The organism is Epilithonimonas sp. (assembly GCF_032055105.1).
In the GTDB taxonomy this organism is placed as follows: domain Bacteria; phylum Bacteroidota; class Bacteroidia; order Flavobacteriales; family Weeksellaceae; genus Epilithonimonas.
On record NZ_DAMBRK010000017.1, the window covers coordinates 14197 to 32120 of the forward strand.

Genomic DNA, 17924 nt, shown 5'->3' on the forward strand with positions numbered 1-17924 from the left:
AATTTAACGCTCAAAAGAGTGTCACAAAATATAATAAATGAAGAAGATTTTTTTTCCAGCTGTTTTAGCATTTGTTTCCCAAGTGACTTCTGCACAATATCTGATTGTTGGTAAAGACAGCATCTCTGTAAAGGATTATATCAAAGAAAATAAATATGGACTAGAAACAAACGGTCCAGATAAATCTGTCAACTCAACCGTAGAATTCTTACTGTTGCAGCAATTGGCAAAAGAAAAAAAAGCAGATACACTCACCTTTTTTACCAACTCTATGAATCAGAGATTGTCAGATTTAAGAGAACAAAAATTCTATCCAAAATCTATTGTAGAGCCAATTCTTCAGGATTATGTCAATTCTAGTAAGACAGAAACTCAGATTTTACTTTTCATCAAGGAGAAAAAAGCTGAAGATAAAACCGATTATAAAGCGCTTTATAATCAAGTGAAAGCTGGGAAAATGACGATGGAAGATTTCTTGGCGAAAAATGGAAACCCAGACGCTTCAAAACCTTTCTACGTAAAACCAGGAATGTTGGATTATGAATTGTATCAGCAGGTAAAAAATGCTCCAATCAACTCTTATACAACTTTTATAGACAAACCCAATGTTGTTGCGTTTGGAAAAGTAGTTGCTACAAGACCAAGTTTAGGCTACATGATTTTTGGAGTTTTAACAATCCCTAATGATGCAAATTATGAAACAACTAAGGCTAAAATCTATAAAGAATTAGAATCTGGTAAGAAGTTTCAGACCGTTGTAAAAGAGTTTGGTGCAACAGAGGATGAAAAAAAATCTGGCGGTGCAGTAATGGGGTCTCCTATTTTACCAGATGAAGTTTATAACGCATTCAAAGGGCAAACAAAAGACTTTTATACAAAAACGCCAATTCTTTTCGGAGACAAATATTTTATTTTTAATATTTATAATATTGAACCATACACCCTTACAGATACTAACAGACAGTTTTTTCAAAAAGAAATGTTAGCAAATGGTTATGGGGAAGAAGTGACGTCAAAGCTTGTAGATTGGCTTAAAACGCAAGATAAATTTGTTGAAACTCCTGAGTTTGCAGAAATTAAAAAGTCTTATCAAAATTACCTTAATCCAAAAAATCCCAAAGCTGTTCTTTTCTCATACGGGAAGAATAAAGTGACTTATGAGGATTTGAAAAAAGCGATCGATTCTCAATACAAAAATCTAGAGCAAATGCCAACCAATCAATGGTCGGGTCTTGTAGATTATCAGGCTCAGCAATACATAATTGGGGTTTATGCTAGCAATTTTGAAAATCTGCCAGATGTAAAACCAGAAGTGGATGAGCTTAGAAAAAACCTTTTCTCCGAGTATATCTTTTCCGAATATTTGAAGAATGAAGTTAAAAATAATCCAAAACTTTTTACAGATTATTATAACGAAAATAAAGCTAAGTTTGTTTGGGAAAAAAGGGCAGAATCTAGAGCTGCTGTCATTTCTGATCCGAAATTATTAAAAGAGATTGAGAAAGAGACAAAAGATCCTAAGAAATGGGAAGCTTTGAAGGAAAAGTATAAAAACATGGTTAACGATAAGAATCAGGTTTTGGTGCATTTTGAACAAGGTAAAATCCAAGAGTCAGCGGACATCTTCAAAAAATATAATGTGCCTTATAAAAAAGGAACTTTTGTTACTAAAATTGGAGAAAGAGATGTTGTAGTTGCCATAGATGAGCTTTTGCCAGAACAGCAAATGACGCAAGCAGAAGCTGAGCCAGAAATGGAAGATGCAGTAACCGAAAAAGTACTCCAAAAAACTATCGCAGAGCAAAGAGCAAAAACTAAAGTGGAAATTCAGCCTGCTTTTATGGCGGAACTGAAGAAAAATTTTAAGAAATAATTATAACAAAAAATATAGCAGAATTGGTTGATAATCTTAATTTTGCACCTTAATAAATAAAAATAATGTTAAAATACACGAAATGTCTTTTTTTATTGTCAGTAATGTTGTGCTTCTTTAGCTCCAATTTTTCTGCTCAGGTAAAAAAAGGTCAGCTCATAGATGGGATTGCAGCCGTAATTGGAAATGAGATCATATTGGAGTCTGACATAGAGGATCAAGCGAACTATGCGAAACAGCAAGGCGCTAATGTAGGAGATAAATGTGATTTTATGGAAAGTATCCTGAACAACAAGTTGCTGATTTTTGAAGCAAAAAAGGATACCTTGATAGAAAACAGATCTGCAGCTATCAAAGAAATGGCGGGAACAAAATATTCCCAGATTCTTTCGCAATTTCCAGATGAAAAAGCCATGTTGGCTGCTTACAAATTTCGTACATCTTATGAAATGAAAACTGCCATTGAAAAAATTGATGCCGATAACTATTATGGGCAAGCAAAATATGGTAGAATCACAGAAAAGGCAGATGTAACCCCAAACGAGGTAACGGATTTTTATAACCAGTTCAAATACCAATTGCCTAACGTAAAAGATGAAGTCTTGCTTTCTAAAATAAGTATTTTTCCGAAGATTTCTCCGGCTCACAAAAAAGAAATTATTGATAAACTCAATAAAATCAAAGAAGATATCAAAAAAGGAGAAAGTTTTGAAAGCCAAGCAAGAATCTATTCTGAAGATGAAGGTTCTGCTGCACTTGGAGGATTGTACAAGAACATCAATGTAGGACAAATGGTAAAACCTTTTGAAGCGGCAGCACTTAATTTGCAAGAAGGCGAAATGTCCGATCCTGTAGAATCCGAATATGGTTATCACCTGATTCAGTTGATCAAAAGAAACGGAAAAAAATATGATGCTAGACATATCTTGATAAAAAGTACGCCTAATGCTGAAGAAATTGCATCTGCAAAAAAAGAATTGGATAGTATCAGAACTTTGATTACTACTAATAAAATTAGTTTCAAAGATGCAGCTTACAAATTCTCTGATGACAAGAGCAATAAGTACAGTGCTGGTATTATGACCAATAATCAAGACGGTTCTGATAAATTGGAAAAATTAAGTCTGGATCCAACTATTTCTTACCAGATTGCAGGTCTTAAGAAGAATGATATTACAGAGCCTTTCCAACAAGAGGATCAGCAAAAAAGAAAAATGATTAGCATTGTTCAGATTAATGATATTATCGATGCGCATCAATTGGAACTTTCTACGGATTATGAAAGAGTCAAAGATATGGCACTTAACAAAAAGAAAAATGAGATTGTTGAAAAATGGGTGAATGCTAAAATACCTTCTGTTTTTATCTCAATAGATAACAAGTATAAGGATTGTAAATTCCATAGCAATTGGCTGAAAGGTACAGTTGTTACAACTAATTAATATTAGAATTATAAAACTAAAAAAGGATGAGTGGTTTGCTCATCCTTTTTTTATGTTTAAAATTGATTTTTTAATCAGGTTCTATTATTTTGAAATCGGTTATTTTTCCGTCCCATTTTTCATTGTAGGTTGAGAATTCTATAGACGTGATTTGTCCAGCTGTAATGTCGATAACATAGCTCAAGCCTTCTTTCAAACCCTTTATTTCTATATTTTCACCATTACTGAATAGGGCATTGGTTTCATCAAATTCACCAGAATAATTTTCATAATCCAATTGGACATCCAACCCAAGATTTGACAGCTTCCTATTAGTAACTTTCAGATAAGCAATATGAGATTTGAATTGAGGATATTTTACAGTTAAACCTTCTAATAGCAAAATTTCTATTTCGTTTAAGTCTTTCATATTTTGAGTTTTTTAATTTCTATTTTTAATAACAACATAACCTTGTAGGATTCTTCCATCAGATAATTTGATTTGGTACCAATAGCTGTCAGTTGGGAGTTTGCGTCCGTTTGATTCTCCATTCCATTCAAAAGGTTCTCCTTTCGTGATTTCGTTTACAACCATTATTCCATTTTTGTCAATTATTTTGATTTCAGAATTGGGATAATTTTCGATTCCAGAGATTTTCCAGGTATCATTGATTCCGTCACCATTTGGTGAAAAGATATTGCTTAAAGAAAAAATAGTAAACGTTTTCGAACCAAGATTACAGTTAAGATTTGTTTTTACATAAACGGTATAGTTTCCATTCGGAAGATTTTCAAATTTATTAGAACTCTGCCAATTAATTTGATTCAAAGAATACAAATAATTACCAGCAGAAGACATCACAACTAGAGCATTATTATTTGTGATAATAATATTTTGAATTGTAGCCAATTTAGCTTTTTTAACGACAACACTTGCAGTATTGTCACAACCGAATTGATTCGTAACAGTTACTGTATAAGTCTTTTCTTGATTTGCATTGATGGTTTGAGTAGTTTCTCCAGAATCCCAACTATAAGTGAAATTCGGGTTATATCCTGCATCTAGTATAACTCCAAAGGTATCATCACAATATTCAGCTTCTTTTGGGAGATTGATTTCTGGTTTTGGATTCAATGTCAGACCTAATTTCACATCTTGATAACATCCGAGAGATGATGTTATTTTCACATCAAAAACATTGTTTCCAATCGTCAAATCTACATTTCCTGAAACTAATTGTCCCGCAGAATTTTTAAATTCGAAAATATAATCTTGAGGATTTGTGATTAATTCTTTTTTGTAATCATCAAGATTGATGGTTTTAAAGTTTGCTGTTATGTCGTTACAGAAAGAATCAGCGAAATCATTAGCCGATAGATAATTAGTAATAATATTTACTTTTATGGCCAATTTTTGTGTGCTTTCGCAACTATTAACGATTTGTGAAGCGTAGTAAGTAGCTCCATCTACCAACGGCGTTGTATCAGAAATAGAATTTCCTAGATTGTTATACCATTTTATATCAGTTCCTGTAACTATGATATTTTTCAAAGTTGGATTAGAAGCGGAACAAAAATCCTGAATAGCATTACCTGTTGGAGCACTTGGGTCAGATATTGTTACGAGGATTTCTTTCTTTGCACTTTCGCAACCGCTGGCGTTTTGAGTGACATAATATTTTGTATTGTCTACTAATAGAGTAGAGAGATTAGTTATAATATTTCCATTTGCATCATACCATTTTGGGTTTGTTGCTGTAACTGTAATATCTGATATTCTTGGTTGGTTGATTTTGCAGAAAGTTTGATTTGGATTTGCAACAGGCAAAGGCTGTGATGTTATTTCAACTTGTTGAGTTTGCGTTTCTACATTGCCGTTTCCATCATCATATTTCCAAGTGATGGTATAGTTTCCGGGAAGTGAGTACGATAAAAGATCGGAGGTTGTTGCTGTGATTTGACCTTTACAATTATCTGTTGCAGTTGGAATTGTGGAAATGATGGTTTTGCAATCGCCTGTTATTTTTGGGAGTGTTGCAAGGTCTGGGATTGGTTTTGTTTTGTCACCAACTAAAACATTCACCGTTAAGGTTCCATCACACCCTCCAGATCCAGTTATTATACAAGTGTAAACTCCATTATTTGCGATGGTTGCATTCAGTATTTTAGGATTTTGATCTTTAGACGTAAATCCATTTGGGCCAGACCAAGTATATGATGTGCCTCCCGACGCACTTAACTCTATATTGGCTCCAATACAAATTGGAGAATTGGATTGTACTTGAAGTGCACTCTTACAATCATAATATTTAGAAAGATAAGTGGAGTCATAAGTAAAAATATCATTTTCTTTTAGATGTAAAGAAAAGGGGGGAGACTTGACATATGTTCCCCAAATTCTATTTCCATTAGTATTAAATTTTGTAATAAATCCGGAATTGTAGCCACCAGACATTTGTGTAGGATAGAGTCCATCCGGAGTTGCTATATTATTATCGTTAGCAGTAAAACCGCCGAAAATAATATCATTTTTTTTGTTGACATCCAATCCAAAGACAAGATCATCATTTACAGCCGCTTTAGAGTTAGCTCCAAAATATGTTCCCCAAATTTGAGTACCATTTGGAGAGAATTTTGTTAGAAATATATTATTGCCAATATTATGATTATATGTTGGTTGGAATGAGGATGGAGTTGCAATATTTTCAATAGCTTCAGTATCTCCTGCTAGAATGAGATTGTCATCGTTATCTATTTTCATTGCTTTAATCAATGTAAAACCTTGATTTGAATTATATTGTGTTCCCCAATAATTTCTACCTCCAAAATAAGACATCCATAAATTGTTGAAATTTTTATCAAGTTTTCCAAAAAATACATTTGTTCCTCCAATAATACTATTTTGGTGAGGTGAGTTAAAATTCGTTACTGAAGAACCATTGCCTGCTACATAAAGATTATCATTACTGTCGATTGCTAATGCTTCTATACCTCTTGTTTCGTAAGTTGAATTCAAATTGTAATATGATCCATATAGCATTTTTCCATCCTTCGAAAATTTTGAGATGAATGATGTTGTCTCAGTTTTAAAGATTGCATTACTTGATATGATACCATTAGAGCTACCAGTATATCCTGATATGATGATATCATTGTTTGAGTCTGTAATTACAGCTTGTATTGTTTCGTACATATCACCTCCATAATAAGTTCCCCAAACTTTATTTCCATCACCATCAAATTTCATAATAAATCCATCATGGTAATTCCAATAGTAACCACTAGAATCATAATGTCCACTATTGGTTTTATGAGCTCCCGGTGTAGTAATGGTATTTCTCTTTGATAAATTGTCTTTGGCTTTTCCAACAATGTATAAATTGTTGTTTTTGTCAATAGTAAAATCTTCAAAAGAATTAGAATTATCATTAGCATATTGATGATTTCCCATATAAATTCCCATTAATTTATTTCCTTCTTGATCAAATTTTGCTAAATAACCGTACACTTGAGCATTCATTGATTCATTAAGATACTGGCCACTAGAAGCAACATATATTGCGAGCCTATTATCCATTGTATATAGAAAACCATATTCGTTAGTAAGTACTTTTAACGTTGCGGGAAATGCATGAGTTCCATTAACATGATGGGTTCCCATATCCTAATTGGAACAGGATCTATCACAATCGTTTGATCAGATGTATTGATTGATGATTCAAAACCAAAAGTCTGATTTTCTAGGTTTTTGTAATTAACAGTAATATTTTGTTTACTATCATTCTCAATCCAAGAATTAGGAATGTTTTCCTGCATTTCTCCGAATCTCAACTTCATAGACAACTTACCATTTTTTAATTGGGTTTTTGCTCCGTTGAATTTCATTTTGATATCAGAAATTCTTCCGCCAGGATGAACTAGGAAATTATATTCCACAGGTTTTGTAGAATCCGCAGGTTTAAAAAAAACTAAATCAATTTTATCATAAAGATTCTTGTAAGTGATTTTTCTGTATCGATGAACAAAGCTTACTCCTTCCTTTTTGTAATCAAGGTTATAGTAGTTTTCGTAATCTTTAGACTTTTCTTCAGCAATGATTTCAGGATTAGATTTTGAATCTAAAAAATCAATATCAACTCTATGGTATTTGAATTTAGAATCGCTTTTTAAAAATCTCCTATTCAAAGGCTTTTTTTAAGCTTTCATTGTTGGCTTTTCTTTCTTGGGCTTTTCTCTCTACTTCATAAACATCATAAGAAAAACCATTTTCTTTGATTTGAACATTAAGACCAGGGGAATTAAGAAGATATTTTACTTCAGAATTAGGATTTCCATTTTGGTCAACAATTTGACCTTTGTTTTCATAAAAAGAGTAATCTTGATTTTTTTTCTGAGCAGAGAAGCTTACGAAAATTAAGAATAAAACTAAAGAATAAATCTTCTTCATTTGCGGTTAAAAATTTTTCTCAAATATAAGATTTATTTTAACAAAATTTTAAGACTTCCACCATTCAGAAAAACCTTGAGAATCATCATTCAAATACAATTTTTCACCAATCAAAGGTGTGTATATTTTGAAATTTTTGCCTTTAGAATTTTCAAAGACTTTTTGTAAAGGCTCATTCCAAGAATGTTGAGCCAAAGCGAATTTCCCCGAGTGAACAGGCAAGACATTTTTTACATTAAGTTCTTCTGCAACTTTCACAAATTCATCCGGCAAAGTGTGGATATAACGCCATTTTTCGTTGTATTGACCATTTTCCAAAACAGCCCAATCGAAAGGTCCAAATTTTTCTCCGATTTCTTTAAAATGAAAATCATAACCGCTATCACCACCAACAAAGATTTTTTGAGTTGGAGTTTCCAAAACATAAGATGACCAAAGCGTTGTATTACGTTTAAACAATCTTCCGGAAAAATGGCGTGCCGGCGTAGAAGTAATTTTAAAACCTTTGGCCAATTCTTCATCTTCATACCAATCTAGTTCTATGATTTGATCTTCATCAAAATTCCATCGTTCAAAATGAGAACCCACACCCAAACCACAAATCACTTTATCAATTTTCGTTTGCAAACTTTTGATGGTTTTATAATCCAGATGGTCGTAATGGTCGTGGGAAATAATCAGAAAATCAATCTCTGGGAAATCTTCTGCGGAATAGATATCTGTTCCAGCGAAAGCTTTTGTAGTTCCAGGAATCGGCGACGCATTTCCACTGAAAACAGGATCTACCAAAAATCGCTTTCTATCCAACTGAAAATAATAAGAAGAATGTCCCATCCAAACCAAGAAATTATCTGAGATTGGTTGTTCTTTCAGATTGAGTTTTTTTGTTGGTAGAAGAAAATTTGGTTTTTTGTTTTCGGTTTTATCGGTTAAAAACTCCCAAAGAACTTTTCTCATCGTGAAACCTTCTGCTAAAGATGGCGTAAAACTCAGGTTTTGGAAAACGCCTTCTTTGTAATTGGGCGATTGTTTCATTCTTATAAGACGTTTTCCTTCTGCTTTTCCTCCGAAAACAGGAAGGTTGTAAATATAAAAAGCTAAAGCTAAAAATAGTATCAGAAAAATAATAATCATAATTTATTCAGTCATTTTTTTTACTAATAATAACCATTCGTTATCAAGGATTTTGTAGCCTTGTTCATAAACGAAGAAGTACTGAGAGCCGTTTTTGTACGTTACGATTTGTGTGATATATTCAAAATCGAAACCGGCATTTAGTAACTTAAGACGATTGATTTTTGTTTTTCCTTCAAAATTATGTTCAGAAAGTATGCGGTAGTTTTTGCGAAGCTTGTTGTTGACGTTCCGCATATAGTTTGTCGAAGTTTTGTTTTGCTTGTTGTTATAGGCATTACGACAAGCATCGGAACAGAATTTCTTATCGGAACGTCCAATGATTTTGTCGCCACATTCTGGGCAGGTTAGGGTTTCCATTTGTGTTTTTTTATTGGTTTTTAATCTCTTTCTACAGAAGTTTCCCAGCCATCATAATCTCCATTGTTTTCTTTTGCCAATCTCCATAAGTATAAAGTGTAATCGTCAATATCATCATATCCAACTTTATCGATTCTTTTGATTTGAAGACTATATGGTAATTTATTTTCTTTAATTAAATCATTATTTACTATTTCAAAATTTTCTTTAGTAACAATTTGAATGTAATTTTTTAGGTCATTTTCATTTTTGAAATATATCCAATGAAAAACTTCTCTTGGTTTTGTCAAGTTGTCTCCGTTTTTCTCAAGGTTTTCCAAAACACTTCGATTCGAAATACTTTGTAAATCCATTTCGTTGGGATAAAGTTCGAAATAACTATCCCAATTTTTATCTTCTTTTGAGAATACAGAGATTTCATAATTGGAATATTGTTTTAAAGTTTTTTCGGTCTCAGATTTAAAAACCTTTGAATCTTTAGAATAAAAATAAAAATCTCTATAGCCGTTATTAGTCAATCTTCCTATATATAATGAATTTTTAGGATTAATTGTTTCTAAGATTTTATCTTCAATTTTAAACAATATTTCACTTTCTTCATTTGTTGTAAGTCCATTTTCGGTTGGAGATTTAAGCTTTAAAGAAACCCAGCATAAATTAGATTTTTCTTTGATGGGTGCTAATTGTTGAAGAGCTAAATTCAGATAAATCGATGCGGGTTTATCTTCGATAGATGTCAAGTAGAAATTCCATTCTTCAGGATATTTTTTTTGACCGAATAGATTATTTAAAAATCCCATTGTAATAAAAATGATTAATAGTTTTAATTGAATTCTCATTTATAAATGATATCAATCAAAATTATAAAAACCTTTCCATTTACAAACGATTACAAACGGATATAAATACTTTTTAACCGAATCGAGTTTCCGTTTTGTTGAAAATTTGCATCAAGGAAATCGGGAAATACGACAACACGACCCGATTTCAAATGTCTAATTTTTAAATATTATAACTATGTCGTTAAGAAACAAAGTGACTCTTATTGGGCACACAGGAAAAGAAGTAGAAATTTTCAACTTCGAAAATGGAAACAAACAAGCAACAGTTTCTATTGCAACTAATGATTATTACACCAAAGCCAATGGCGAAAAAGTGGAAGAAACGCAATGGCACAATTTGGTCGCATATGGTAAAACTGCAGAGATTATGGAAAAATACGTTTCTAAAGGAAAAGAAATCGCGATCGAAGGAAAGTTGACTTACCGATCTTATGATGATAAAGACGGAACAAAACGATTTGTCACAGAGATTAGAATTGAAGAATTAATTCTTCTTGGTTCAAAATAATTTTTAATAAATCTTGGCAAGCTTCAAAAGTTTGTCAAGGTTTTTCATTTTAAAATTATGATTATGAAAGTTAAAGTTTTGAAAATAAGAGTTTCGGATAAATTTCAGAATATGGATGAAGCCGTAGTTAATGATTTTCTCTCCAGATTTGAAATCGTGAACATGAATTCAAAATTGGTTCAAGATGAGATTAATTATTGGTCAGTTTTGATCTATTATCAAGAAAAATCCAAACAGTCAGGTTCTAGCAAGATGAATATAAGCTCGGAAGAAGACCTTTCTGATGAAGAGAAAATCATTTACAATAAACTGAAAGATTGGAGATATGAAAAGTCTAAAGAACTTAATCATCCTCCTTATATTATTTTTCATAATACACACTTGATGTCAATTGCGAAATTCAAACCATGCAATTTGCAAGACCTCGAACAAATAAGTGGTTTGGGAGAATCCAAAATCAAAAGATATGGAATTGAAATAATAGAAGTTTTGGAAAATGCCTAAAGTTGAAATTTTAAGATAAAATAACATTTACAGACATTGAAATTCTAAGTTTATCTCTTACATTTGTTAAATGCTAAACGATCAGAAAATTGAAAAATTCAGGCAAATTGTAGAGAATAAGTTTCAAATATACAATTCACTCTTCATGAGTTTGCCTTACGATAAAATGACAAACATCGGAATGTTGCTTCCTTTTCTTTACGAAGAAAGTAAAGATGGTTATCAGGAAGGCAAATCGCCGGAAGAGATTGTAGAAGAGTTTTTTCAGAAACACACAGAGCTTGAGACCGAAGAGCAAAAAACCGAATTGCTTTTCAAAATCATCCAATATATAGAAAGACAAGTCGTTTTGTTTGACAGTATAGAAGATGCGGCATTCCAGCAATTGCATTCGGAGAGTGATCCCGGGACGGTTCTTAATCTTTATGAGAGAGCAACTCAGGAACATCACTTGACTGCCATTCGTAAGAAGATAGATGATTTTGCGATTAAGATTGTTTTCACTGCGCACCCGACTCAGTTTTACCCGAATTCTGTTCAAAGAATTATTCACGATTTGAGAGATGCCATTATAAATGATTCGGTAACGCAGATTGATATGTTGCTTCAACAATTGGGGAAAACGCCTTTCGTTAACAAAGAAAGACCAACACCTCTAGACGAAGCGATGAGCATTATCTATTATCTGAGATATGTTTATTATCAAAGTATCGGTGAACTTTATAAAAAGATAAAGAACACTTTCGGTAACTCGAATTTTACACCGAATCCGGACATCATTCAATTAGGATTTTGGCCAGGTGGAGATAGAGATGGAAATCCGTTTGTGACAGCTGATATTACAATGAAAGTAGCTGAGGAACTTAGGATCTCAATCTTGAAAGATTATTACGGACATCTTAAAAACGTACGAAGAAGATTAAGTTTCCGTGGCGTGTCTGATGTTCTGAGAGATGTGAGCAAACATATCTATGATGCGATTTTCCAAACTGATGTGAAGATTTCTGCTGAAGAAATTATTACAGAAATCAATCGTGCAGAAAAGATCTTGGTTGAAGAACATAATGGACTTTTCCGTGAAGTTCTCGATGACTTTAGAGATCGTGTGAAAATCTTCGGAACTCACTTTGCTACGCTTGATATTCGTCAGGATAGTAGGATTCATCAAAAAGTGATGGATGATATTTATTTAAAAATCTCAGGAGAAGATGCTGATTCCAAAACACCGGACGAGAAGATCCAGTATCTATTAAAATCTGATGCGATTCTTGATCCTAATGATTTTGAAGATGAAATAACAAAAGAGACTTTAAAAAGTATCTTTAACATTAGAATTATTCAGAAAAATAATGGGGAGAGAGGAATGCATCGTTATATCATTTCTAACTCTGATGAAGTGAAAGATGTAATGAATGTCTTTGTCATGATGAAGCTTTGCGGATACAAAGAAGAGGAAATGAACATCGATATCGTTCCGCTTTTTGAAACAATGGAAGGTCTTGACAAGTCTGAAGAAGTGATGAGAAAACTTTATTCGGATTCTGTTTATCAAAAGCATTTAGTAAAAAGAAATAACAAACAATACATTATGCTTGGTTTCTCCGACGGAACCAAAGATGGTGGTTATCTGAAAGCCAACTGGCAAATCTATACTTCGAAAGAAAACTTGACAAAAGTTTCTGAAGAGAATGATATCAAGGTTGTGTTCTTTGATGGTAGAGGAGGACCTCCAGCAAGAGGTGGTGGAAAGACCCACGATTTCTATGCATCTCAAGGTAATACAATCGCCAATAATCAAATTGAATTAACAATTCAAGGACAGACGATTACTAGTGTATTTGGGAACAAGGATCAGGCAAAATTCAACTTTGAACAGTTGTTGACAGCCGGATTGGAAAATGATGTTTTCAAAAGTGATAAAAAAGACCTTACTGAGAAAGATAGAAATTTGATTTCTGAATTGGCAGAAATCAGTTATAAAAAATATTCTGACTTGAAAGCTAATCCAATGTTTGTTCCTTATCTGCAAGAGATGAGTACGTTGGAATATTATGGAAGAACCAATATTGGAAGTCGACCAAGTAAACGTGGAGCCGGTTCTGAATTGAAGTTTGAAGACTTGAGAGCGATTCCTTTTGTAGGATCTTGGGCACAGTTGAGACAGAATGTTCCAGGATTCTTTGGTTTTGGTTCTGCTTTGAAAGCTTTGAAAGCTGCGGGACGATTTGATGAGGTTAAGCAACTTTACAAAGGTTCGGATTTCTTCAGAACATTGGCGTTGAACTCTATGATGAGTATGAATAAGACTTATTTCCCACTGACTTATTATATGAGAAATAATAAAAAATTCGGGGAGTTTTGGAATGTGCTTTTTGCAGAATTTGAGTTGTCTAAAGAAATGATGCTTGAGCTAGCCGGATACAACATCCTGATGCAAGAAGAACCAATCAATAGAAAGTCTATCAGAATCCGTGAAAAGATTGTACTACCATTGTTGAGTATTCAGCAATATGCGTTAATCAAACTTCAGAAGAATGAAGGTGACAGAGATACTTATGAGAAACTAGTGATGCGATCTCTCTTTGGAAATATCAATGCGAGTAGAAACTCTGCTTAAACTTTATAAAACAAAAAGAATCCTTTCAATTGCTTGAGAGGATTCTTTTTGAGTTTAGATTTAAATAATATTTATAATCTTATTGATAAAAAAACATGATTTGTGATGCTTTCTAAGAATTATTTTTGATTAATTATTTAATAATCAATTTTGTATTAGATTTTTTACCTTCAGATTGTTGCGTGATGATATAAACACCTGATTGTAAATTAGTATTGATTTCGTTTTTCCCTTTACTTACGATAGAAGAGAAAACAACTTTTCCACTAAGATCTTGAATTACAATGTTTCCAGCATTTTCAGCTTCTAGGAAGAAATGGTTTTTGCTTGGATTTGGATAAATATTTAGTTTAGATTTAGAAACATCAGAAACCGATAATGGTAAAGCACAATTGTAAGGCTTATAAGAGATTGTATTTGGATTCAAACTTCCCAAAACTGCTTCTACTATTGCATCTGTAGAGAGTTCATCTTCTCTCCAACAGTTATAGAGAGCTGAAACAGGCAAAGTAGTATTGTTGAATAAAGCAGTTGTAGTGCCTCTATTTCCATTGTTTTTGAAGATGTTGTTTCCATGATTTTCTTCTGTTCCTAGGATTGCAGTTCCATTACTTAGAATTGTAATTCCCCAAAGGTTACCCCTGATTTGATTACCCGTAATCACAACATCTTTTGCACCATAGATAGAAATTCCGCTTCCTCCTTGATCAGGATTGTTTTGGGTGTTGTTATTCTCTATAATATTATTTTTGATAATACCTGTTGAGGTTGAAGCGTAGGAAGTGATTCCGTAACGATTATCTCTGATTGTATTGCCTTCGATTCGGAATCTATTGGTTCCACCTGCCAGTGCAGAAGCAGAAATTCCTCCAACCATAATTTTAGTGCGATCACCAATGATTGTATTATTAATTATTTTCAGAGAATCCGTTCCTCCTGGTCCCATATTAATTTGAGGTGTATTGCTATTGTCTGTTACGTTGCCGAAGAGATAATTATTAGAAAAAGTTGCAGAAACAGTGGCATTAGCAGCAGAGCCAAAAGCAGCTTTTGAATTTTCTAAAAACTGAGAGTTAGTTACAATAGGACTCCCTTTTGAAAAACCAAGGGCGCCACTTGTAGATACGCCACCATAATTTTTGTAAACAATGCAGTTATCCATTAAAAAATTGGCAGTTAAAACTCTGATTCCACCACCATAATCTATTCTAGTGTTTCTCATCTCGCCGATTGAACCATCCTCAAAACGGATTCCTTTAAATGGGAATCCAGAATCCACTGCATTAATTAAAAAGTTAGTCGCTGTTGTTTTGTATTCGCCATATATATATAGTGTTTTGTCAGAATAAACACTTAAAGTCGTGTTTTGATCAATGATAAGTTTATCTGTAGCAGAAATGGTAATGTCATCCATCATCATATAAAATGTGCCTTTATCCTGCAAAACAGTTGGTGCAGCTGCAGATAAACTTGCCAAAGTATAGGTTGTTCCATTGTTTGGAGTTGTGAATTGAGCACTTAAAAAAGCACTACAAGCCACAAAAAAAAGTGTCATTTTTTTCATAAGCATAAAATTTTTCTAATATCAAATGTATTAATGTATTTTTATTTTTAACATAATATCTTTGTTAAAAATTTTAATTATGTTTTCAGAAATCATTGCGGGAACAATGCGTTGGGGAGTTTGGGGCGCGAATCATTCTCCTAAAAAAGTACAAAAATTAATAGAAGTTTGTCTCGAAGAAAGCATCACCACGTTTGATCACGCAGATATCTACGGAGGTCACACAACAGAACAACTTTTCGGTAATGCTTGGAAAGAGATGAACATTGATAGAGAAAAAGTACAGTTCATTTCCAAATGCGGAATTGTAATGAATTCTGAAAAGAAACCTTCGGGTCTCAAATATTACAATTATGATTCTAATTATATTTTGAATTGTGTTGATGAAAGTCTGAAAAACCTCAAAACCGATTATCTGGATGTTCTGCTGTTACATCGTCCATCACCGTTGATGAATCCTGAAGAAATCGCTAATACATTCCAAAGTTTAAAAGATCATGGAAAAGTAAAGAATTTTGGAGTGAGTAATTTTTCTGTTTCACAATTTGAATTGATGGATCAATATTTTCCATTGATTACAAATCAAATTGAGGTTTCTGTGAATGAAACTTCAGCTTTTGATAATGGAACTTTGGACCAACTGATGATGAAAAACCTAAGACCAACTGCATGGTCGGTAATGGGAACTTATTTCTCTGAAGAATCTGAACAGAATATCAGAATCAAATCCATAATCGATAATCTTTGCAAGAAATATAATGCAGAAGAAAATCAGATTTTGTTGGCTTTTATTTTAAAACATCCATCAAGAATTATTCCTGTCATTGGAAGTTCCAAGGAAGAAACAATCCGAAAATTAAACAAATCTTTAATGATTAATTTGGAAGCAATAGATTGGTTCAAAATCCTTGAAGCAATCAAAGGAAAAGAGGTAGATTAATATTTTAATAATTTTAAAATTAAAATACCGATTAGTCAAAAATAATTGTATCTTGCAGCAAATTATATTTGAAATCAATAATCTTCATTTTGTTGTTTTTCCTTATCTATAATTTTAAAACAACATTTTTAACTTAATTTTTTTTAAAATGAACATTTTTGTTTCAAACATCAATTACGCAACTAAGGATTATCAGTTGCAAGAATTATTCGAAGAATTTGGAGAAGTATCTTCTGCAAAGATCATCACAGACAGAGAAACTGGTAGATCAAAAGGATTTGGTTTCGTAGAAATGGGAGATGCTGAAGGGAAACAAGCTGTTGAAGCATTGAACCAAAAAGATTTTAACGGTAAAACTCTTAACGTAACTGAAGCTAGACCAAGAGAGGAAAAACCAAGAAGATCTTTCGATAACAACCGTGGAGGTGGTTACGGAGGAGGTAATCGTGGAGGCGGTTACGGAGGTGGAGAAAACCGTGGAGGCGGTGGAAACCGTTGGTAATATCCCAAACAAAATAATGAAGCGATCTAATTTTAGATCGCTTTTTTTATTTCTTCTTTTTCTTCTTTTTGTCTTTGTCTTTTTTCTTAGTCTTTTTGTTGCTAGTCAATTCTTCTATGAAATCCTGAATGTGATTTGTTTCTTTGTTTTCTTTCAAAGAGGTTTCATTAGTTTTTCCATCAAGATATAGATTCAAATCTTTGGGAGTAAGAAATTTTTCATCAATCAGGAGTTGTAATAAGTCGCTTCCAGAATTGTTAAAGTAATTTTCAACAAATCTTTTCAGTACAAATTTTTTATACTCATCAGAGCTTATATTAGGGGAGTAAAGATAGATTCTACCTTGCTTTTCTGTAGTTAAATAATGTTTTTCAACTAATATTTTGAGGAACGTAGAGACCGTGTTTTGATGTGGTTTGGGTTCTGGAAAAACGTCCATCAGTTCTCGGAAATAGATTTTTTCTCTGCTCCAGATCAACTGCATTATTTCTTCCTCAGAAGATGTTAAAGTTTGTAGAATCATAAAAGTTATTTTTTTTAAAATATAATGGACTTTACCATTATGAGATAGATTAAAGATACAAAAATTGCAATGGTACCACCGCTTAAAACTTCTTTTGGTGTATGTCTTTTCAAGATAACCCGAGTAATTCCTATTAATATTGATAATAAAAACCAAAAAATACCAATGATTGGCTCAATGGTAAAGAATAAAGCCGAAACATAGATGTTAAGACTTGTATGCATCGAGCTTTTGATGAAAAAATTACTTATCTGCATTAATATTAATAAGATACAAAGCATCAAAACAGTCCAATCGATTTCTTTATGGAGGAAATAATCAACCGTTAAAAAGATAATTGTTGCAATAATGATGAAGATGTAAAGAGAATGTCTTTGTTTTCTATTGGAGACATCCATATTCGTGTAATTTCCTTTTTTTACGTTTCTATATATCCAAATTGCAATAGGAATAATCAATAAAAGGAGAATAGGTAAAAACTTCTTGGATGCTTCTTCCCACGTATAATTTTTATAACTATAATAAAAAAAGTAAATGACAAGCGAAACCAATGGATTGAAAAAATTCGAAATAACTTTCGATAGATTGGTAAGAATAGGGTTTTTGATTTCCATTCAGAAAAATTTCTGAGGTCAATATACAAAATATCAGATTAATTTTTGGTTTCTGGTATTTGATTTTCACGCAAT

17 protein-coding genes are annotated in these 17924 nt (G+C 32.6%); 7 read left to right on the forward strand and 10 right to left on the reverse strand.

Going from position 1 to position 17924, the window contains the following annotated elements; genetic code table 11:
• Positions 1–37: 37 nt before the first annotated feature.
• On the forward strand, positions 38–1873 hold the full coding sequence (locus RTY06_RS13415; RefSeq protein ID WP_312825495.1) for a hypothetical protein: 1836 nt from the start codon (positions 38–40) through the stop codon (positions 1871–1873).
• Positions 1874–1938: 65 nt separating this feature from the next.
• Complete coding sequence (locus tag RTY06_RS13420; RefSeq protein ID WP_409450856.1) at positions 1939–3315, forward strand: peptidylprolyl isomerase; 1377 nt, start codon at positions 1939–1941, stop codon at positions 3313–3315.
• Between the two features lie 70 nt (positions 3316–3385).
• On the opposite strand, the gene RTY06_RS13425 is transcribed toward RTY06_RS13420, so the two are convergent.
• The 7 genes from RTY06_RS13425 to RTY06_RS13455 are packed head-to-tail and all read right to left on the reverse strand — an operon-like array spanning position 3386 to position 10074.
• Positions 3386–3724 carry a hypothetical protein gene (locus RTY06_RS13425; RefSeq protein WP_312825496.1) on the reverse strand — a complete coding sequence of 113 codons (339 nt, stop codon included), beginning with the start codon at positions 3722–3724 and terminating at the stop codon, positions 3386–3388.
• A 12-nt stretch (positions 3725–3736) separates the two neighbouring features.
• Positions 3737–6955, reverse strand: a complete 3219-nt coding sequence (locus RTY06_RS13430; protein WP_312825497.1) for a T9SS type B sorting domain-containing protein — start codon at positions 6953–6955, stop codon at positions 3737–3739.
• Positions 6907–7479, reverse strand: coding sequence for a hypothetical protein (locus RTY06_RS13435; RefSeq protein ID WP_312825498.1), 573 nt, complete (start codon positions 7477–7479; stop codon positions 6907–6909). The genes RTY06_RS13430 and RTY06_RS13435 overlap by 49 nt, the downstream gene beginning before the upstream one ends.
• Positions 7472–7741: a hypothetical protein gene (locus RTY06_RS13440; RefSeq protein ID WP_312825499.1), complete on the reverse strand. Its 270-nt coding sequence runs from the start codon at positions 7739–7741 to the stop codon at positions 7472–7474. Before RTY06_RS13440 ends, RTY06_RS13435 begins: the two co-directional genes overlap by 8 nt.
• A gap of 48 nt (positions 7742–7789) precedes the next feature.
• Positions 7790–8875 (reverse strand): MBL fold metallo-hydrolase, encoded by a 1086-nt coding sequence (locus RTY06_RS13445; RefSeq protein ID WP_312825500.1) that lies wholly within the window; start codon positions 8873–8875, stop codon positions 7790–7792.
• Positions 8876–8878: 3 nt separating this feature from the next.
• Positions 8879–9235, reverse strand: a complete 357-nt coding sequence (locus RTY06_RS13450) for a DUF2116 family Zn-ribbon domain-containing protein (RefSeq protein WP_312825501.1) — start codon at positions 9233–9235, stop codon at positions 8879–8881.
• Positions 9236–9255: 20 nt separating this feature from the next.
• Complete coding sequence (locus RTY06_RS13455) at positions 9256–10074, reverse strand: DUF695 domain-containing protein (RefSeq protein WP_312825502.1); 819 nt, start codon at positions 10072–10074, stop codon at positions 9256–9258.
• Positions 10075–10252: 178 nt separating this feature from the next.
• On the opposite strand from RTY06_RS13455, the gene RTY06_RS13460 reads away from it, so the two are divergent.
• From RTY06_RS13460 to RTY06_RS13470, 3 genes are all read left to right on the forward strand, one after another.
• Positions 10253–10585 (forward strand): single-stranded DNA-binding protein, encoded by a 333-nt coding sequence (locus RTY06_RS13460; protein ID WP_312825503.1) that lies wholly within the window; start codon positions 10253–10255, stop codon positions 10583–10585.
• Positions 10586–10648: 63 nt separating this feature from the next.
• A complete protein-coding gene (locus RTY06_RS13465; protein ID WP_312825504.1) occupies positions 10649–11089 on the forward strand; it encodes an HRDC domain-containing protein in 441 nt (146 codons plus the stop codon).
• A 70-nt stretch (positions 11090–11159) separates the two neighbouring features.
• Positions 11160–13706, forward strand: coding sequence for a phosphoenolpyruvate carboxylase (locus RTY06_RS13470; protein WP_312825505.1), 2547 nt, complete (start codon positions 11160–11162; stop codon positions 13704–13706).
• Positions 13707–13839: 133 nt separating this feature from the next.
• Here RTY06_RS13470 and RTY06_RS13475 read toward each other — a convergent pair whose 3' ends face one another.
• On the reverse strand, positions 13840–15261 hold the full coding sequence (locus RTY06_RS13475; RefSeq protein ID WP_312825506.1) for a T9SS type A sorting domain-containing protein: 1422 nt from the start codon (positions 15259–15261) through the stop codon (positions 13840–13842).
• 88 nt (positions 15262–15349) lie between these two features.
• On the opposite strand from RTY06_RS13475, the gene RTY06_RS13480 reads away from it, so the two are divergent.
• Together RTY06_RS13480 and RTY06_RS13485 are read left to right on the forward strand one after the other, a co-directional pair.
• Positions 15350–16210: an aldo/keto reductase gene (locus RTY06_RS13480; RefSeq protein ID WP_312825507.1), complete on the forward strand. Its 861-nt coding sequence runs from the start codon at positions 15350–15352 to the stop codon at positions 16208–16210.
• Between the two features lie 148 nt (positions 16211–16358).
• Positions 16359–16712 (forward strand): RNA-binding protein, encoded by a 354-nt coding sequence (locus RTY06_RS13485; protein ID WP_116036267.1) that lies wholly within the window; start codon positions 16359–16361, stop codon positions 16710–16712.
• 46 nt (positions 16713–16758) lie between these two features.
• Here the strand turns inward: RTY06_RS13485 and RTY06_RS13490 are convergent, their stop codons facing one another.
• Complete coding sequence (locus RTY06_RS13490; RefSeq protein ID WP_312825508.1) at positions 16759–17235, reverse strand: BlaI/MecI/CopY family transcriptional regulator; 477 nt, start codon at positions 17233–17235, stop codon at positions 16759–16761.
• A 14-nt stretch (positions 17236–17249) separates the two neighbouring features.
• Positions 17250–17849 carry a phosphatase PAP2 family protein gene (locus tag RTY06_RS13495; RefSeq protein WP_312825509.1) on the reverse strand — a complete coding sequence of 200 codons (600 nt, stop codon included), beginning with the start codon at positions 17847–17849 and terminating at the stop codon, positions 17250–17252.
• Between the last annotated feature and the right edge of the window lie 75 nt (positions 17850–17924).